Origin of the sequence: Collinsella sp. i06-0019-1H4 (genome assembly GCF_042849575.1) — a bacterium.
GTDB lineage: Bacteria > Actinomycetota > Coriobacteriia > Coriobacteriales > Coriobacteriaceae > Collinsella.
Window position 1 is genome coordinate 2062585 of record NZ_BAABYB010000001.1, and the last position, 18547, is coordinate 2081131.

The following is an 18547-nucleotide window of genomic DNA, read 5'->3' on the forward strand; positions in this document are numbered from 1 at the left end:
TTATATGGGAACTTATCATAGTACACGAGGACGCACTTTATCGTGCTCAAGTAAGGTGGCAATCCGCACCGGCATCGCTCCCGACGGGGGTTTGTTTGTCTCGGACGAGCTCGGCACCCAGCAGGTCGATATCAGCTCGCTTGCAGATAAATCGTACTTTGAAATCGCTCAAGATGTGTTGGGAATGTTACTGAATGATTACACGGCCGAAGAAATTTCGGCGTGTGTCGACGAGGCATACCGCGGCACGTTTGCGAGTGAAGAGGTTACGCCGCTCGTCAAACTCGACGCTGCGCCGGGCGCTGATGCCCCTCAGACCTATGTGATGGAGCTCTTTGGCGGCCCCACGAGCGCCTTCAAGGACGTCGCCCTGCAGATGCTCCCCCGTCTGATGGCCCGCACTTCCGCCAAGGACGGCGGCGCCGAGCGCATCATGATCGTCACCGCCACGTCGGGCGACACGGGCAAGGCCGCGCTCGCCGGTTTTGCCGACACTCCGGGCACGGGCATCACCGTTTTTTATCCCGAGGGCAAGGTCAGCCGCGTCCAGAACCTGCAGATGTCCACGCAGGAGGGCGATAACGTCGCCGTCTGCGGCATCCGCGGCAACTTTGACGACGCCCAGAGCGCCGTCAAGCGCATCTTTGCCGATAAGGAGCTTGCCGAGCGTCTGGAGGCCGCAGGCACGGTGCTTTCGAGCGCCAACTCCATCAACGTCGGCCGTCTGGTACCGCAGGTCGTCTACTACTTTGCCGCCTATGCGCAGCTGTTGCGCGCCGGCGCCATCGAGGCCGGCGACGCCGTGGAGTTCTGCGTACCGACCGGCAACTTTGGCGATATCCTGGCCGGTTACTATGCCAAGCGCATGGGTCTGCCCGTCGCCAAGCTCATCGTCGCGAGCGACAAGAACAACGTGCTGGCTGACTTCCTGAGCACCGGCGTCTACGACCGCAACCGCCCGTTCTTCACGACCATCTCGCCTTCGATGGACATCCTCATCAGCTCTAACCTGGAGCGCATGCTCTACTTCCTGTCCGATGGCGACTGTGAGCTCGTTGCCGGCCTTATGGAGCAGCTGGCGCGGACTGGTCGCTACGAAGTTCCCGCCGACCTGCTGGCAAAGATTCAGAGCGTCTTTGGCTGCGGTTGGGCCAGCGAGGACGAGGTACGCACTGCCATCAAGAGCTGCTGGGACGCGAACGGCTACGTGATCGACCCGCACACCGCCTGCGGCTATCACGTCTTTGAGCAGGTCGCTCCCGCCGAGGGCGCCAAGGCCCGCGTGCTGCTTTCGACCGCCAGCCCCTACAAGTTCCCGCGCGCCTGCTGCGACGCCCTGGGCCTCGACGTTCCCGAGGACGACTTTGAGGCCATGCGCGTGCTCGAGCAGGCAACCAACACGGTTGCCCCGGTCCAGCTCGCCGAGCTCGAGTCCAAGCCCGTCCGCTTCGAAGACGTCTGCGACGTAGCCGACATGGCCAACTACGTAGAGCAGGCTGCAAAAAAGATGGCTACCAACTAAACCCTTACTAGGCGCCGGCGAAAGCCGGCGCACCTTCTTTTATCAGATACTCACCGGGATAATGACGAGCTGACATGCGGGTCTGCCTGTTTAGTTCGTCGCGAGTTCCGCACGAGCCGGAAAGCACTTAATGTGCTTTCCGAGCGAGCCAGGACTGCCCGAGCAGCGAACTAAACAGTCAGACCGCCCAGGAGATTCCCATGATCAAAATCACCGTCCCCGCCACCAGCGCCAACCTAGGCATCGGCTACGACACCCTCGGCATGGCCGTCAGCCTCTACTCGCACTTCACCTTCGAGCGCGCCGACAAGCTCACCATCACGGGCTGCCCCGAGGAATTCCAAAACGAGAACAACCTGGTCTACGTTAGCTTTGTCGATGCACTGGCCGCATGGGGCGAGCCGGCCTTCCCCGTCGCCATCGACATTCAGACTGACGTTCCCGTCGCCCGCGGCCTGGGTTCCAGCTCCACCTGCGTCGTCGCTGGCATCATGGCGGCCGCCGCGCTGACGGGCCACACCGTCGACCGCGCCGAGCTCGTCCGCATTGCCACCGAGGTCGAGGGCCATCCCGATAACGTCGCCCCCGCTATCCTGGGCGGCGCCGTCTGCTCCTTTACGCCGACCGATTCGCTCCCCCAGTGCCTGCGCTACGAGGTGAGCGATCGCCTGCGTTTTATTACCGTGATTCCTCCCTACGAGGTGCATACGAGCGAGGCGCGCAAGGTCGTGCCGCAGGAGGTTCCGCTCTCCACCGCCGTATGGCAGATGGGCCGCATCGCCGGCATGACGCGCGGTCTTGAGTCCGGCAACCTCGACCTGATTGCCGCCGCCAATGACGACCGCATCCAGGAACCCTATCGTCGCCGTCTGATTCCCGACTACAACGCCGTGCGCGACACCTGCCTTAACGGCGGCGCCAAGACCATCTGGATCAGCGGATCGGGCTCGACCCTTATGGCTGTGACCGACGACACCATCGTGGCAAAGTTCCTGCAGGTCAAGCTGCGCGAGCAGTTCCCTAAGTGTGATACGCATATTCTGACGTGCGACACGGAAGGCGCCCAGATCGAATACCTGTAGTCGCCGTCCCGTATACCCGCCGGGGAGGCCAGGGGCTTTGCCCCCAAATCGTCCTCGGACATGGCAGGACCCCCGCTGCGCACTTCGTGCGGCGGGGGTCCTGCCGTCCTGCGGAAAGATTTGGGGGCAAAGCCCCTGGCCTCCCCTATGTTAACTTCGCCGGCGGCGGCTACAGGGACCTACGCTCTGGAAAGTCGCCGGGCTGATGTTCTGCATTTTATTGATAGGGGCACTTACTAGAGGCAAGCCTCGGCGATGCGGCGCTTGAGTTCGTCGATGCCGGTGCCGGTCTGGGAGCTTGTGATGATCACGTTCTCGGCCGGGACGTTGAGTTGCTTTTTGATGGCAGCTGCCTGGCGGGCCTGCTGGGTGCGGCTGAGCTTGTCGGCCTTGGTGAGGCAGACGATAAAGTTGAACTCGTTGCCCTGCAGGTAGTCGATCATGTCATGGTCGAGCTTACTGGGGTCATGGCGAATGTCCACTAGCGACACAACCAAGTTAAAGCTGCGCTCGGAGTCGAAGAAGTCGCCGATGAGCTCGGCCCAGCGGTCGCGCTCGGCCTTGGAACGACGGGCGAAACCATAGCCCGGCAGGTCCACAAAGTGCACGTCGTCGACCTCGAAGAAATTGATGTTGCTCGTCTTGCCCGGCGTGCTCGAAACCTTCACCAGGTTCTTGCGGCCAAAGAGCTTGTTCATGATGGACGACTTGCCCACATTTGAGCGGCCAACGAAGCTCACCTCGGGACAGGTGGACTCGGGGATCTGCGAAACCTTGCCGTAGCTGGCGACGAACTTGGCAAGCTGGTAGTTAATGGAATCGGCCATGGACACTCCTTGGTCGTAGGATCTTGCAAAAAACGCGCTATTGCGCAGCGGCAATGCGTCGAACGATATCGAGCGTGATATCGCTTGCGGCACGCGCATACTCGAACAAATCGAACTCGCGGTCGCAAATCGCATCATACGCCTCGTCACAATTATCGCTGATAGCACGCAGCACCAGGCAATCGACACCATTTTTGGTTGCGACATGGGCAATTGCCGCGCCCTCCATGCCGACACAATCGGCATGCGTCGCCTCGATGGCATCATTGCGCATAGCGGCGCCCGTCACAAAGCGGTTACCCGTGGCAATCGTGCCGACCAGGAACTGCTTTGCGCCCTCGTTCGAAGCGGTCGCATTTGTCGAAGCATCAACAAAGCCACGCTCAGAAAGCACATCGGCGGCAATATCGACCAGCGCAGGCGTCGAGACAAACTCCTCGAGCCCCGGTGCAGACTCGGCGATAAGCGCGGTATCGGTATCTAGATAGCGCAGGCATTTGCCAATGACGACATCGTCGATATGGAGCTTGGGATTCAGGCCACCTGCGATACCAGAAAACACAACTGCCTGTGGAGCATACTTGCTAATGAGGTGCTGTGTTGCGGCGGCAGCGTTTACCGTGCCCATACCCGCCGTCGTGGCGACAATCGACAGGCCGTCGAGCCCGCCGGTCACAACGTTCAAGCCCGCCTCCTGTACCATGCAAACGTTGCTCAACTCTTCCTTAATCTGCATGATCTCTTTTTCGAGCGCACCGATAATCGCGATGGTAGCCATGCCATTCCCCAAACCTATACGAAATTCTCAACCACGGTATGGTACCAGCATTTTGTTTGACCTCGTCAAACGAACACGTTAGGCCAGCGCAGCTCGGGTATCAAAGAATGTCTTAGCAATCGCAGCCACCAGCTCGCTCGAGCGATCGCTCCATGGCATCGATGTCATGATACTCATAATGTAGGTGTCGCCATCGACATCGATGAGGCACGCATCGCATGTCGAATAGCAACCATCCTCGCTAATCCAGCCTGCCTTGTTGCGTACCAAGGCTTGGTCGTCCGCAATGCCATTACGAATAAACGATCGAGTCGTAGAGGCCAGAAGATCCGATAGCCATTGCGACGTCTCGGTATCACGGCTCAAATACTCGCTCATCTCGCGCCACAATTTGGCCGAGGTGCGCGGGCAATAGGTGGGAAAATCACTCATCGGATCGAGTGCGGTATCGTAATCGATGCCAAGACTGGCAATCCAATCCTCGTAACCGACACTGTCAAACGCCGCGCGTAACGCAATAAACGAATCGTTGTCCGAATTAACGACCGCGGCATCGATCAGGTCGCGCACCGTCTGCCAACCCATGTTGTAGCCACCATAGGTGCCAAGGGAATCATCGAGTGAAACCTGACCCGTCTCGACCAGAGATTCGCAGATGTACAACGCATAGAGCGCCTTGTAGCTACTCGCGCCGTAAACCTCGACATCGGGGTTATACGTCACGCCCTTGCCGCTTGACAGGTCGTAGAACACCACGCCCACATCGCCTAGCTCCTGCGCCCGACTCAGGGCATCCTGGAGCAAGGCAAGGCTCTCATCCTCCAAGGTAGGAGTCTTGTTATCCACCAACGAGAAGGCCTGAACGGTATCACCCGAAGGGATATCGTTGAAGTCCGCCTTCGAAAGTCTCGTCTTGAGATCTGCCGACGCTTTGGACTTTGAAACCTTCTCGTTTTGCGTCTGTACCGTTGACGCATCTGAGTGTGCCATTCGCTCCGACGCGTAGGTTTTGGCGGTAATTCCGAGGATAATAATCGCCAACGTTAGCATCCCAATGGCGGCAATCTTCGTCACGCGGACGCGAGCGTCGGCAAGGCCACGCGAAGATGTGCCCTTCGTCTCATATCTGCTGCTATGCTGCGGCATATACTGATCGTGCGATGCGTTATTTCGCACGTGGTCTCCTGACTGCTACCGTTCATATACGAGCAGCATAATACCGAGCAGGCATTTCTTTCCAAAGATATTCAGCGGCGTTTAAGGCGTCTTTAAAGAAACCACAAGCGTATTTATCCAAATGGCGCGATTCTGTTGCGCATCTCCGCCCAAAACGCAGTTGCGGTGGAATAGTTCCTATTTGGGCGGCATAAGCCGAAAAACAAGAACTATTCCACCGCAACTTGACGGAGCTCTTTGGCAATCAACTTGGTGCCCAGGGGCACTCATTTAAGTCTGTCCCCAATGAGTGCCTTTGGGGAGCGAAAATGGCTCGCTAGCCGATAGCGTTTTTGAGTTCCGCGCGACGCTTTTTCATGCCCGTCATGACGGCGTTGCGCAGCTCGGGCATGCGCGCGGTATCCATCTGTGGAACGCCCTCGAGCTTATAGGGAATGCCCAATTGCTCGTACTTGACGACACCCATCGTGTGATACGGCAGCATTTCCAGGCCCACCACGTTGTGCCATGGAGCGATGAGGCGGCCGAGCGCCTCGCACTCCTCAACCGTATCGGTAATGCCGGGCACCACCACGTGGCGGATAACGACCTTAATCTTGCGACGGGCAAGCTCATCACCAAACGCCAGAATGCGTGCGGGATCGCAACCGGTCAGCTTTTTATGCTCGACGGGATCGGCATGCTTGATGTCGAGCAGCACCATGTCGGTCTCGTTGAGAACAGTATCGAACTTCTCGGGATGGTTGGGGTCAAACGCATAGCCGCAGCTGTCGAGGCAGGTATGCACGCGGCCATCGGGGTTGTTGTGCATTGCACGGAACAGGTCGGCTAAAAACGCGGGCTGCAAGAGCGGCTCGCCGCCGGACACCGTAATACCGCCGCTGCGGTAAAACTCATGGTTGCTCTGGAACTCGTCCATCAGGTGCTCGACGGTCACCATGGTGCCGCCGCTAACCGACCAGGTATCGGGGTTGTGGCAATACGCACAGCGCATGGGGCAGCCCTGAACAAACACCACAAAGCGGATGCCGGGTCCATCGACCGTTCCCATCGTCTCAATCGAATGTACGCGGCCCAGGGCAAACGCAGAGTCCTCGGGACGAGCGTCCACACCCTCGAGCGTCATCTCAGCCATTCCCGCTACCTTGCCTCTCATTGGTTTTAGCTACATAAATGCCAGAATCATTCTAGCCCATACGCATGATGGCGAAACGGTTTAGCGGTCAATTGGGTTGTCCTATTTGGCCCTACGCAAGAGCGGCGGGAAGGTTATCGCAACCCGCCCGCCGCTGAGGCAATAGAAATCGATAGACGCCAGACCTTACGCCTTAAGCGTGAGCACCGCACCGAAGGCGGTCGGGCCGCAATGGCTCGAGATGACACCGCCGACCTGAGTCCAGGTAACGTCCTTAAAGCCCAGGTCGTGCGCATAGACTTCCATGTCGTCGCGCAGCTCCTGGGAAAGGCCTACCGAATACGCCAGGCCAATATGCGAGTAGTCAATCTCGCCCTTCGCAACCATGTGGTCAATAAAGGCGCGGGCGCACTTGAGCATAGAGCCGCGGAACTTCTTGGTTGCCACGAACTTGCCGCCCGTTACCTCAATGCAGGGCTTAATCTTGAGCAGATGGGCACCGAGGAATGCCACGTTGGATAGACGACCGCCCGCCTTAAGGAAGGCTAGGTCGGTAGGAACAAAGCCCAGCAGCACACGGTCCATGACGGAATTCGTAAATGCAAAGATTTCGTCGACGGTGGCATCGGGGTGAGCCTCGATGTATTTGGCGGTCTCGACGGCAACAAGCGACTGGCCCACCGAGACAAAACGCGTGTCCATGGAGTAGACGTAGTCGCGACCCTTGGCGGCAATCTTAGAAGACTGGTGTGAGCAGGTCGTGGCCTCGGAATACGCAAGGTGCAGAATAGTCGCATCGGGCTGCTCGGCATGGATGCGATCGTACACGTGCGCAAAATCTGCCGGCGCGCAGCCGCTGGTCTTGGGCATCACGCCAAACTCGTTGCAGCGCGAATAAATCTCGAGCGGATCGATCGAGCCGTCCTCGACGGTCTCGTCACCAATCGTGACATGCATAGGTACGCGCACGATACCGTAGCGTTCGCAGAGCTCCGGCGTCACATCCGAACCAGACTCAACCACGATTACGTACTTGCCCATTATCATCACGACCCATCTCAACATTGGCTTTTCAACACATGGCACGCGCCGCCGCACTGTTGCACAACGGCGGCAGAGCGCCAAAGAGACGCCGCCCCTTGCACACAACAAAGGACAGCGTCTCCCTGGAAAAACTCCGTGCTAATCTGAGATTCTACACGGTTTATTACTAAGTGTTACTTACTCCGCAAACGGTCGCTATACGCGATAAACGGTAGTTCGCTGCGGCAACTGCGACACATTCCGCCCAGCAAGTCCAATCGTGCTCCACACACGGTTAATGCGCGAGGCGGTAGAAATTCATCGATGCCGCGCCCTCGGCGTGCAGCTCCATCGCCGGAACCGCCGGCGAATAGGTACGGCTCGTAAGTGCCGCCTCGCCGCCATTTGCAAAAATCTCGACCATCGTAGTGTCCGAAAGCACGCGCAGGTCGCGAAGCTCGCTGAGCTCAATCGACCTCTGGTCGCGCCCATAGCCTTCGTCACCCATGTCGAGGGTAAGCATCCCGTCTGCATAGCGCACAAAGACACCCTTGCGGATTTCGAGCTCGACCATCTTGGCGCCCTCGCAGGAAACCACAAGATCAAACAGGCGGCCCGGCTCCTCAACGGTTTCACCGCCTATCGCGCGAACGCAGTCACCGCGCATCCTCTCAATCTCGTGCGCCGGCCGCTGGCAGAGCTTACCATCGCGTATGCTCAGCTCTCGCGGCACCGTCAACGCGCACTGCCACCCGCGCGCCACCGTCGGGTTTTCTGCCGTCGCGTCGGGGCAACCCGACCATCCGATCATCAAACGCCGGCCTGCAGTATCCTCAAAGGACTGCGGAGCATAGAAATCAAAACCGGCATCGACCATCGGGGGCATGCCCTGCCCGACGATTTTAAAGCTCAGCGCCTCCCAATCGGCCTCGATGGAGAACCACACGCACTGATGCGGATTGCGGTAATGCCAACCATCGGCAGGCACACCCTGCGGACAGCAAACGAGAATAAGCTCGCCATCGAGCTCAAACAGATCGGGGCACTCCCACATAAAGCCAAACTTCTCGTCCAACTCAATGCGCGTCGCATAGCTCCAGTCCTCAAGATTGCGCGAGGTATAGACAAGCACGCACCCGCGATCGTCTTTCGTACGAGCGCCGAGAACCATGTAGTAGATACCGTCGTGTTCAAGGATCTTGGGGTCGCGCACGTGCGTACCGATATCGTCGGGGTAATCGACCGGCCCAACAGCTATGCGCTTCTCGCCCAATTCGTCGGGATTCTCGGCAACCATATGAATCTGGTTTTGCTCACGGCCCGTCAACACGTAGTCGTAATCATCGCGGTCAAAATGCTTAACGTTGCCGGTATAGAAGTAGTGAATCTTGCCATCACGTACAAAGGCAGAACCAGAATACGCTCCACTCGAATCCAAATCGGAATCGGGGAACAACACGGGGCCGCGATTCTCGTACGTCACAAAATCCTTTGTCGTCAGATGGTTCCAAAGCACTGGACCGCCATGCGCAGCATCGAACGGATCGTATTGATGATAGATGTGATACGTATCACCAATCTGAACCAAACCGTTGGGGTCGTTGAGCCAGCCAAGCTCAGGCTCCACATGGAACAAAAGCCTATCGGGGTCGGACGCGATGCGAGCCGCCGTCTCATCCTGTCCAGCTCGCCACTGCTCATAGTCCGCACGCATCACCTTGTTTTTTTGATTAAACATCGCCATTGACCTTCTCGTCTATGGGAAAGGACGCTCGACTCACACGAGCCGAACGCCCTTCCTCAAATGGACTTATCCTCAGATTACGCTGAACGGCTCAACTAGAAGCTGACATCGAAGCCAGCGCCAGCGCCCTCTTCATCAGTGGTCGGCACGCCCTTTGCCTTGTTGTAGGCAAAGATCAAGACGATCGGCACGATAAAGGCGATGAGATTGCCAGCCACATACCACATGAGCGTCTCGGGCGTGACGATGAGCAGGCCAAGCACGCCGGTCAGACCCTGACCGATGGCGCGCACCTCAAAGAGCTTCACGAAGGCACCGCCGCAGCCTGCACCGATGCAAGCGCAGATGAACGGGATGATCGAGTAGCGCATGTTTGCAGCGAAGATAGCGGGCTCGGAGATTCCGACCAGCGTCGGGATAAAGGACGACATGCAGATATTGCGCTCTTTGGAATGCTTCTTATGAATGAGGTACATGCCGATGGCGCCGCCGCCCTGGGCGATAATGGAAACCGACCAGATGGCCTGGATGTAGTTGAAGCCAGTCGTGGCGACGAGGTTTGCCTCGATACCCTGGATGAACTGATGCGTACCGGTAACGACAAGCGGCTGCAGGAACGCGGCGAAGACAAAGGCACCAAAGACGCCCATCCTGTTGTACAGGATATCGATTACGCCGCCGAGGACGTCGCCGATCAGGTTGCCGAGCGGGCCGAACACGGTGAACAGGGCGACGTTAGCAAGAATCAGGGTAACGGTCGGGACAAAGACGAACGAAACGACCTCGGGGATGTACTTCTGGGCAATCTTTTCGACCTTGGCCATAAACCAGGCAGTCAGGATTGCAGGGAACACGCCGCCCTGGAAAGCAACCATGGGAATGGATAGCGGACCAAAGTTCCAGTACTCAGCACCCGTCGGGTCCATAACGAACGTGTTGCGGTTCATAAGGCTCGGGTGAACCATGACGATACCGACGAGGATGCCCAGGATCGGGTTACCGCCAAAACGCTTGACCGCGCTGTACATAACCAGGACAGGCAGGTAGTCGAACGTGGTGGCTATAATGGCAAAGAAGCTTGCGAGGTTCTTGAGGAACTCGCTGTGATCGGCGAGGCTGCCTTCCATGCCAAAGAGGCCGTTGGCAACGATCAGCGACTTAAGGCCGATGATGATTGCAGCGCCGACGAAGGCAGGAATGATGGGGATAAAGATATCCGAGAATACCTTGAGGACCGAGAAGAACTTGCCCTTCTTGTCCGCCTCGGTGCCCTTGACCTCGGAAGCACTGATCTCCTTAACGCCCGTCAGAGCCATAAACTCATCGTAAACCTTGTTGACGGTACCGGTACCGAAGATGATCATGAGCTGGCCGCTGTTGTACAGCACGCCCTTGACGCCATCGATGTTCTCGAGCTCGGCCTTGTTGTATTTGCTCGTATCCTTGAGCACCAGACGCAGACGGGTCACGCAATGCGTGGCGCCCTCGATGTTCTCCAGTCCGCCGACGTTGTCGACGACTTGCTGGGACACTGCCTTGTAGTCCATGTTCCTCTCCATTCCTTTTCTAAATCATAAAACGGTTCGTTGCCGCTACAGAGACGCGATCGTTGCGTTTGCGCACTTGAGCGCACCGTCGGTGACGGTAAGCGCCACACCCTGGCCCTGCTTGTTGCAGAAGCGAGCGTTGAGCGCAACATCATCGACAAAGATGGTCGCGATGTCGTCGTCGACGACCAGACGCACATGGTGAGTGCCCTCGCCCTTAAAGAACAACGGACGCTCGAGGCCCATGTTGTTGACCTGGAACCACGGATACTGGGGGGCCGCCGTAAACTCGAGTTTGCCCTCACGCAGGTTGGCGCGGAACTCATAGGCAAGACCGGACTCGGCGTCCTCGGCAAGCTTCACCGAGAAGCCGGCAGCGTCACCGGCGAGCTCGATGTCGGCGTCGAGCATATAGGTAGAACCGGCATCCGCGGCGAGCACCTGCTCGACCTTGCCCGACTCGCACGAAAGCTCAAAGGCCTCGACTGCCTTAGCCTCGCCAAAGGCGCCAAGCATGCTGTCGGGAAGCTTGGTGCCGAGCGTTCCGTCGGCACGCTGAACGATCTCGAGAGGCATAAAAGTGCCACCCCACAGGTAAGAGCTGGGGTCGCCGCCCTCGTCGCGCGTAGGAACCCAACCAAAGAGAACGCGGCGCTCGCCGTCAAATGCGGTACGTGCAGCATAGTACGCGCGGCCATCGAAGGAATCGTCCGCAGGAGTGATCCAAGGACCGTTGATAGAGCGAGACATGCGGTAACGGGTCTTGTTGCCATCACTGTACTCAGAGAACACCAGATACCACCAGTCGCCCATCTTAAAGAGATCAGGCATCTCGAACATGGTGTACAGGCCCGGATTCCACCAGTCGCCCTGGAACTCCCAGGTATCCAGGTCCTTGGAGGTGAACTTGACCAGACGACCGGTCATCAGACGCTTGTCCTCGCCCACACGCGTGCCGAGGATGAGCATGTACTCTTCGTTCTCCTCATCCCAAAGAACAAAGGGATCGCGCCAGTTGCGGTCATCGTAACCCTCCTGGGGCGGAAGCAGCGTCTCGGCGATGTTCTTCTCCCACTTGACGGCGTCGTCACTCGTTGCGTGAAGAAGAACCTGCTTCATCAAGCGCGCGCGGACCTTATCGCGATTGCAACCAGTGTAGAGCGCATGGTACTTGTCGCCCACCTTAAACACTGTGCCGGCATAAACATACTGGTCGACTTCCTCGTCGCCGCCACGCTCAAGGCTCTCGCCAAAGTCCTTGTAGTTGACGAAATCCTTGGTCGTCGCGAGTGCCCAGCCAAACGGCTCTCCGAAAGGTCCGGGGTTACGCGTGTCACGCTGATGATAGAGATAGAACGTGCCGTCCTCGCCGTACGGCATGATGTCGCCTACCCAAATTCCCTCAGGCTGGTAATACACCTTGTGCATCCGAGACTTCCTTTCCCACAAGATACTAACTCGGTACAACTGCAAGATATGTCAACCGTTTTCATATGTCAAACGTTTTCACATCAATACGTCTTTTCGCAGTTCCAGTCGTCGGCAAACGGTTGACATATGCCGGCGAACGGTCATCAGAGGCGTTTGAGGAATTCTTTTGGCACGAGATGAACTACGCGGTTTTGCCCTCAATGAGTTCAACGGGGAGCTTGATATTCGATTCAGGATTATCGCCGTTAACAAGAGCGATGATGGATTGCGCCGCGAGCTCTCCGATGCGATCGATATCTTGGCGTACGGTTGTTAAGTCAGGCATAAACGTCATAGTGCGGCGGGCACCATCCGCGCCCACGACCTTAATATCGTCCGGAGCGCTCAAGCCGCGCTGCTTCATAATGTTGAGACAGATGGCCGCCATCGTGTCGTCTCCCGCAAAGATGCCGTCAATATCGGGGTTCTCATCGAGGATCTTCGCAACGACCGCGCTCTTTTCGTCATCGGGCTTAACGAACTCGACCTCACGGACAAGCGCGGGCAAACCGGCCTGCTCAACAACATCGAGGCAGGCATCGGTACGCTTATTGGCAGGCATGCGCATGCGGCTATTGCTGCGCAGGCACAGGATGCGTGAACACCCGTCATCGATCAGGCGACGCGTGGCAAGTTCGCCGATGCTATAGCTGTCGCTCGCAATCTGAACAGAGGCCTCGCCAAGGTCGCAGTCGATACCAACCAGGCTCAAGCCCATCTCGGCATATGCCTCAGCACCGATATTGAGGGAGTTGACGATGACGCCGTCGACCATATTGCGGCGGAGCATGTCAATATAGGAACGCTCAAGATCGGGTCGATTGGCGCTGTTGCACAGCAACATCTTAAAGCCGTTTTCCGCCAACGTGCGCTCGACCGCCTGCACAACCTGAGCATGGAACGGGCTGCTCACAAAGGGAACGATCATGCCGATAAGGTTCAGGCGACCGTTGAGCATGGCACGGGCGATATCGTTGGGCGTATAGTTGATGCGCTCCATCGCGGCATGGACCTTATCGCGGGTTTCTTGGCTAATATAGCCGCGATTATTAAGCACGCGAGATACCGTAGTGGGCGAAACCCCCGCCACCGCTGCAACTTCCTTGATGCCAGGCTTAGCAGAATCCTTAGAACGAGCGCCCTCGCGAGCCATAGCACCCTCCCCCATCAACATGTCATACGTTTACATACGAACAAAGCATACCCCAACAACAGCGGGAAGACGGTAACAGTACAAGTAAGTAAACGACTCATCCAAATAATTAGGAGAGTTTCGCCTAAAGGGTGACTACACAGGACCCCGCCGGGGCTGCTTGGGCTATCTCCCAAAATATTCCGCAGGACGCAAGAAGCCCTCGCCGCACGAAGTGCGCAGCGAGGGTTTCTTGCATGTCCGAGGACGTTTTGGGAGGTAACCCAAACAGCCCCGGCGATCCTGCGGGAGTTAAATCCCTTTAGAACTTGTCGTGGAAGGTACGCGAAATGACCTCGTCCTGCTGCTCCTTGGTGAGCGTGTGGAAGTTCACGGCATAGCCGGAAACGCGGATGGTCAGCTGCGGGTACTTCTCGGGGTGAGCCTGAGCGTCGAGCAGCGTCTCACGGTTGAAGACGTTGATGTTCAGGTGGTGGCCACCCTTCTCGGCGTAAGCGTCGAGCATGTGGACCAGGTTATCGGCCTGAGTCTCGGAAACTTCAGAAACCTTCATAATGTGTCTCCTTCGATTGATAGGCGCCGGCCGAAACCGGCGCACTAATCAGTAATCGTTATTGTTAGTATAGCACTAACAATAGTTACTCGCCCAGCTGATCAAGGTCGATATCGCCAAAGAACACCTGATCCTCCTTGCCGAGCGCACTCGGAATGATGGAGAAGGTGTTGGAGATGCCGTCCTGAGCATCGCGGAACGGGAGCTTGGAAACCGAAGACAGCGAAGCGATGGCGCCGTGGCTATCGCGCTTGTGCATGGGGTTAGCACCCGGGGCGAACGGCTGGCCAGCCTTGCGGCCGTCGGGCGTGGAGCCGGTCTTCTTACCGTACACGACGTTGGAGGTAATGGTCAGAACCGAGGTCGTGGGCACGGAGTTGCGGTAGGTGTCGTTCATGCGGATGTACTCCATGAACTGGTGCACAACGTCGTGAGCGATCTGGTCGACGCGGTCGTCGTCGTTACCGTACTTGGGGAAATCGCCCTCGGTCTCGAAGTCGACGATAATGCCGTTCTCGTCACGGACGGGGTGGACCTTGGCGTACTTGATGGCAGACAGGGAGTCAGCCACGACGGAAAGGCCAGCGATACCCGTAGCGAACCAGCGATGCACGTGCTTGTCGTGCAGAGCCATCTGGATGCGCTCGTAGCAATACTTGTCGTGCATGTAGTGAATGATGTTCAGCGAGTTAACGTACACGCCAGCGAGCCACTTCATCATGTCGTTGTACTTGGCCACAACGTCGTCGTAATCGAGCGTATCGCCCTCGACGGCGCGATACTTGGGGCCGACCTGCTTCTTGGAGACCTCGTCAACACCGCCGTTGAGTGCATACAGCAGGCACTTGGCCAGGTTGGCACGGGCGCCGAAGAACTGCATCTCCTTGCCAATGCGCATGGAGGACACGCAGCAGGCAATGCCGTAGTCGTCGCCGTGGTAAACGCGCATGAGATCGTCGTTCTCGTACTGGATCGAGGAGCTGGCGACAGAAGTCTTGGCGCAGAACTTCTTGAAGTTCTCGGGCAGACGGGTCGACCACAGAACGGTCATGTTGGGCTCGGGGCTGGTGCCCATGTTCTCGAGCGTGTGCAGATAGCGGTAGCTCATCTTGGTAACGAGCGTACGGCCGTCAACACCCATGCCGCCGATGGACTCGGTGACCCACTGCGGATCGCCGGTGAACAGAGCCTGGTACTCGGGGGTACGGGCAAACTTGACCATGCGGAGCTTCATGATGAAGTGATCCACGAACTCCTGGATCTGCTCCTCGGTGAAGGTACCGTTGGCAAGGTCGCGCTCAGCGTAGATGTCGATGAACGTGGAGGTACGGCCGATGGACATAGCGGCGCCGTTCTGCTCCTTAACGGCAGCGAGGTAGGCGAAGTACATCCACTGGATGGCCTCCTGCGTGTTGGTAGCAGGGTTGGAAATATCGAAACCATAGGTCTCGGCCATCATCTTGAGCTCGCCGAGGGCGCGGATCTGCTCCTGCAGCTCCTCGCGATCGCGGATGTTGTCGGCGGTCATGACCGTCGGGGTGGAAGCCTTCTGGGCCTCCTTGTCCTTGATCAGGTAGTCGACGCCGTACAGGGCGACACGACGGTAGTCGCCGATGATGCGGCCGCGGCCATAGCCATCGGGCAGACCGGTGATGATGTGGGCCGAGCGGCAAGCGCGCATCTCGGGGGTGTAGACATCGAAGACGCCGGCGTTGTGGGTCTTGCGCTCGAAGGTGTAGCGCTCGACAACGTTCTCGTCGACCTTATAGCCGTGCTGGCTGGCAGCCTGGCAAGCGATGCGGATACCACCGTTGACGTGCAGCGCGCGCTTGAGCGGCTTGTCGGTCTGGAGACCGACGATCGTCTCCTTCTCGCGATGGGCGTTATCGATGTAGCCAGCGGGGTGGCTCACGATACCCGTGACGGTCTTGGTGTCCATATCGAGGACGCCGCCCTGCTCGCGCTCCTTGAGCAGCAGGTCGAGAACCTCGCCCCACAGCTCCTTGGTACGCTCGGTCGGACCGGCGAGGAACGATTCGTCGCCCTCGTAGGGGGTGTAGTTCTTCTGGATGAAGTCTCGGACGTCAACCTCTCCCGTCCAGATGCCTTCCTTGAAGCCTTCCCATGCCTCCTGCATTGTGTAACCACGCTCCTAGTTACGTGTAATGCGGCGCTCTCTCACACCGCTGCTTATTGAATTCTTGAATGTTCGACCTGCATGACCGGCTTCATCCGCCTTCCGTCGCGCGTGAGCACGAGGGAAAACGTTTATTCACCTTGGTCTTGCAACCCTAAACCCAAGATTTCACCCGTCTGTGAAGGATAACATAGCCACCCCTCTCATCAGGGCTGTTATATGTTCCTTTTTTTATACCATTAGGGCGTTTTTAACAAATCCGCAGGAAATGCGAGCGCGAACAACTACCGTTCACCGATTTGTTTGGTATTTTTCCTTGCCTTTGTACGACGTTCACTCTAGCTGTTATGCCAGTTTTAGCAGGGTAAAGTGCCCCAGAGACCCTTCAGAAACTGAAGGGCGGCCACGGGATTTCCCCCGTGGCCGCCCTGTGGCATGACTGTTTTTTAGCTTTGATCGCCGCTTGGCATTAGGCGGCTGCGGAGGCCTTGTCGGTCGTTGCCTTGCTGTTGCTCTGCTGGCCCTCAAAATGCTTGTGGCACCAGCTGGTAACCAGCGGGGTCAAAATGGCCGTCACGATAGCGCACGCTGCAACCTGTGCCGTAGCCGTCGCGAGCACGGCGCCGCCGTACATGGCCTCGTTGACGCTTGCCATGGCGGCAGGCGTGGCCACATTGGCTCCGGCGCAGCTCGAAATGGCCGCGCCTGCGACACCCGTACCGCCCGTGAGCTTATCGACCGCGATGACGGGAATTGCAAAGACCACCGAGCAGATCACACCGAGCAGAATACCGGGAAGACCGCCATTAATGAGCTGGCCAAAGGTCATGGTCGAACCCATGGCAAAGAAGACGAGCACGATGATGGCGGAAAGTGCCGGAGCCATCATCTCCTTAAAGCTGGGGAACAGGTTGCCCAGGATAATGCCGACGACGATCGGCAGGATGGCGCCCACGAGCGACCAGCCAATCGGAGCCTGACCGGCGGCGCCGAGCACGATCATCGTGACCGGAGGGCCGACAACGAGCGTAGTGATGGCGACGGCGCCACGCTCGGCCTCGTTGCCCATGGTGCCCATCAGTCCAGCGTACATAGCGTTGTTGGCACCCGTGCAAGCGGCCAGCATTACCATGGCCGAGATGCCAAACAGGTTGTCGTTGAACACATAAAGGATGAGCAGCGACACGGCAACGACCACGATCTGCTTGACGGCGATGATGATGGCACCGCGGGCAGCAGCGGCAGGAGCACTCTTAAACGAAATCGTCGTGCCGACGATGAGCAAAAAAGCGCCCACGAGCGGGCCTGCACCCTGCTGGGTCATGCCGAGCGTAAAGCTGCCGAGCGTTTTAAACAGGTCGGGGAATAGCGTGTTGAGCAGACAGCCCAGCAAAAGCGGCACCAAAATATTGGCACCCGGGATGGAGGACATCTTAAAGAACGGCTCCTTTGCCGCCGGCGCCTCCACCGCAGTCGATTCACTCATAAATATCTCCTTTGGATGCATGCGAATCGTAGCCGCACGCGCCTATGTCAGAAAGAAGGCGACAACCCCGAGTCGCCAGGGTCGCCGCCAAACGATCACCGCGGGGTATTACCCGTCCAGGACGATGCCGCCGTCGCAGTCACCGATCTCGCCGTTCACGAAGCTGGCGAGGTCGGAAGCGAAGAACAGCACCATCTGCGCAGGCTCACTGGCCTGGGCGGCGCGGCCCAGAGGGATACCGTTGATGATGCGCTGAGAGTTCTCGTCAGAGAGAATCGAGGTCATATCGGTAAGGGTGAGCGACGGGCACACGGCGTTGCAGCGGATGCCGAACTTGCCACCTTCCTTGGCGACCGCCTTGGTTAGGCCGTTGACGCCGGCCTTGGAGCTTGCGTAGGCAGCAGTGCCGAGCAGGCCGCCGCCGATCTTGCCGGCCACGGAGCTCACGTTGACGATGGTGCCGGCATGTGCCGCCTTAAAGTGCGGGTACACGGCGTTCATCATGGTAAAGGTGCCGTTGAGGTTGATGTCGATGGTGCGGCGCCACTCGGCGTCGTCGATCTCGTCAAACTTCTTGGTGCTGATGACACCGGCGCAGTTGATCAAGATATTGGTTTGCGGCAGGTCCGTAAAAATCTGCTCGACGGTCTCGCGCGCCTTGGGCGCATCGGCGACATCGAGCTGATAGAACTTGTTGCCCTCGCCAAGCTCGGCCACAGCGGCCTCGCCCTTAGCAGCGTTCCTTGCGATGAGCGCGACGTGTCCGCCGCCCGCAACGATGCCCTTGGCGATCTCGAGGCCAATGCCCTGAGTGCCACCGGTAACGATCGCGGTTTTACCCGTGAAGTCAAATGCCATGACTCCAGCCCCCTTGATTCAGGTGTCTCCTTGCGGGAAGTTGGAGCATCGCACGT

15 protein-coding genes are annotated in these 18547 nt (G+C 58.0%); 2 read left to right on the forward strand and 13 right to left on the reverse strand.

The genetic code is table 11. The features are described 5' to 3' along the window. Positions 1-4 precede the first annotated feature (4 nt). Together thrC and thrB are read left to right on the forward strand one after the other, a co-directional pair. Positions 5-1522, forward strand: a complete 1518-nt coding sequence (gene thrC, locus ACGHEN_RS09135) for a threonine synthase (protein ID WP_390398939.1) — start codon at positions 5-7, stop codon at positions 1520-1522. A 200-nt stretch (positions 1523-1722) separates the two neighbouring features. Continuing rightward, the gene (gene thrB / locus ACGHEN_RS09140) at positions 1723-2604 is read left to right on the forward strand and encodes a homoserine kinase (protein WP_118081148.1); all 882 of its coding nucleotides are present in this window, start codon (positions 1723-1725) and stop codon (positions 2602-2604) included. Positions 2605-2840: 236 nt separating this feature from the next. Here the strand turns inward: thrB and yihA are convergent, their stop codons facing one another. The 13 genes from yihA to ACGHEN_RS09205 all read right to left on the reverse strand — a co-directional run bounded on the left by yihA (position 2841) and on the right by ACGHEN_RS09205 (position 18491). Next, positions 2841-3431, reverse strand: coding sequence for a ribosome biogenesis GTP-binding protein YihA/YsxC (gene yihA / locus ACGHEN_RS09145; protein WP_390398941.1), 591 nt, complete (start codon positions 3429-3431; stop codon positions 2841-2843). Positions 3432-3468: 37 nt separating this feature from the next. Next, on the reverse strand, positions 3469-4209 hold the full coding sequence (gene mtnN, locus ACGHEN_RS09150; protein ID WP_390398943.1) for a 5'-methylthioadenosine/S-adenosylhomocysteine nucleosidase: 741 nt from the start codon (positions 4207-4209) through the stop codon (positions 3469-3471). A 78-nt stretch (positions 4210-4287) separates the two neighbouring features. After that, positions 4288-5385 (reverse strand): serine hydrolase, encoded by a 1098-nt coding sequence (locus tag ACGHEN_RS09155; RefSeq protein ID WP_390398944.1) that lies wholly within the window; start codon positions 5383-5385, stop codon positions 4288-4290. A 316-nt stretch (positions 5386-5701) separates the two neighbouring features. Continuing rightward, positions 5702-6520, reverse strand: coding sequence for a pyruvate formate-lyase-activating protein (pflA, locus tag ACGHEN_RS09160; protein WP_117821045.1), 819 nt, complete (start codon positions 6518-6520; stop codon positions 5702-5704). Positions 6521-6706: 186 nt separating this feature from the next. Beyond that, positions 6707-7561 carry a DegV family protein gene (locus ACGHEN_RS09165; RefSeq protein WP_117821044.1) on the reverse strand — a complete coding sequence of 285 codons (855 nt, stop codon included), beginning with the start codon at positions 7559-7561 and terminating at the stop codon, positions 6707-6709. A gap of 277 nt (positions 7562-7838) precedes the next feature. Beyond that, a complete protein-coding gene (locus ACGHEN_RS09170) occupies positions 7839-9281 on the reverse strand; it encodes a glycoside hydrolase family 32 protein (protein ID WP_390398947.1) in 1443 nt (480 codons plus the stop codon). A 101-nt stretch (positions 9282-9382) separates the two neighbouring features. After that, positions 9383-10834, reverse strand: coding sequence for a PTS transporter subunit EIIC (locus ACGHEN_RS09175; protein WP_390398949.1), 1452 nt, complete (start codon positions 10832-10834; stop codon positions 9383-9385). A gap of 45 nt (positions 10835-10879) precedes the next feature. After that, positions 10880-12262 (reverse strand): family 43 glycosylhydrolase, encoded by a 1383-nt coding sequence (locus tag ACGHEN_RS09180; RefSeq protein ID WP_055310708.1) that lies wholly within the window; start codon positions 12260-12262, stop codon positions 10880-10882. Positions 12263-12446: 184 nt separating this feature from the next. Further along, on the reverse strand, positions 12447-13457 hold the full coding sequence (locus ACGHEN_RS09185; protein ID WP_390398951.1) for a LacI family DNA-binding transcriptional regulator: 1011 nt from the start codon (positions 13455-13457) through the stop codon (positions 12447-12449). A 301-nt stretch (positions 13458-13758) separates the two neighbouring features. Then, positions 13759-14010, reverse strand: a complete 252-nt coding sequence (gene grcA3, locus ACGHEN_RS09190) for an autonomous glycyl radical cofactor GrcA3 (protein ID WP_117583521.1) — start codon at positions 14008-14010, stop codon at positions 13759-13761. An 85-nt stretch (positions 14011-14095) separates the two neighbouring features. Then, on the reverse strand, positions 14096-16147 hold the full coding sequence (gene pflB / locus ACGHEN_RS09195) for a formate C-acetyltransferase (protein ID WP_022093918.1): 2052 nt from the start codon (positions 16145-16147) through the stop codon (positions 14096-14098). A gap of 469 nt (positions 16148-16616) precedes the next feature. Continuing rightward, entirely contained in the window at positions 16617-17633 is a 1017-nt protein-coding gene (locus tag ACGHEN_RS09200; protein ID WP_390398953.1) for a 2-keto-3-deoxygluconate permease, read from the reverse strand. A 108-nt stretch (positions 17634-17741) separates the two neighbouring features. After that, complete coding sequence (locus ACGHEN_RS09205) at positions 17742-18491, reverse strand: SDR family NAD(P)-dependent oxidoreductase (RefSeq protein WP_390398956.1); 750 nt, start codon at positions 18489-18491, stop codon at positions 17742-17744. Between the last annotated feature and the right edge of the window lie 56 nt (positions 18492-18547).

Excerpts from the sequence above, each read along its gene's own strand:
- thrC (WP_390398939.1), top strand. The coding sequence starts at position 5 with ATGGGAACTTATCATAGTACACGAGGACGCACTTTATCGTGCTCAAGT.
- thrB (WP_118081148.1), top strand. The coding sequence starts at position 1,723 with ATGATCAAAATCACCGTCCCCGCCACCAGCGCCAACCTAGGCATCGGC.
- yihA (WP_390398941.1), bottom strand. The coding sequence starts at position 3,431 with ATGGCCGATTCCATTAACTACCAGCTTGCCAAGTTCGTCGCCAGCTAC.
- mtnN (WP_390398943.1), bottom strand. The coding sequence starts at position 4,209 with ATGGCTACCATCGCGATTATCGGTGCGCTCGAAAAAGAGATCATGCAG.
- pflA (WP_117821045.1), bottom strand. The coding sequence starts at position 6,520 with ATGGCTGAGATGACGCTCGAGGGTGTGGACGCTCGTCCCGAGGACTCT.
- ACGHEN_RS09165 (WP_117821044.1), bottom strand. The coding sequence starts at position 7,561 with ATGGGCAAGTACGTAATCGTGGTTGAGTCTGGTTCGGATGTGACGCCG.
- ACGHEN_RS09170 (WP_390398947.1), bottom strand. The coding sequence starts at position 9,281 with ATGTTTAATCAAAAAAACAAGGTGATGCGTGCGGACTATGAGCAGTGG.
- ACGHEN_RS09175 (WP_390398949.1), bottom strand. The coding sequence starts at position 10,834 with ATGGACTACAAGGCAGTGTCCCAGCAAGTCGTCGACAACGTCGGCGGA.
- ACGHEN_RS09180 (WP_055310708.1), bottom strand. The coding sequence starts at position 12,262 with ATGCACAAGGTGTATTACCAGCCTGAGGGAATTTGGGTAGGCGACATC.
- ACGHEN_RS09185 (WP_390398951.1), bottom strand. The coding sequence starts at position 13,457 with ATGGCTCGCGAGGGCGCTCGTTCTAAGGATTCTGCTAAGCCTGGCATC.
- grcA3 (WP_117583521.1), bottom strand. The coding sequence starts at position 14,010 with ATGAAGGTTTCTGAAGTTTCCGAGACTCAGGCCGATAACCTGGTCCAC.
- pflB (WP_022093918.1), bottom strand. The coding sequence starts at position 16,147 with ATGCAGGAGGCATGGGAAGGCTTCAAGGAAGGCATCTGGACGGGAGAG.
- ACGHEN_RS09200 (WP_390398953.1), bottom strand. The coding sequence starts at position 17,633 with ATGAGTGAATCGACTGCGGTGGAGGCGCCGGCGGCAAAGGAGCCGTTC.
- ACGHEN_RS09205 (WP_390398956.1), bottom strand. The coding sequence starts at position 18,491 with ATGGCATTTGACTTCACGGGTAAAACCGCGATCGTTACCGGTGGCACT.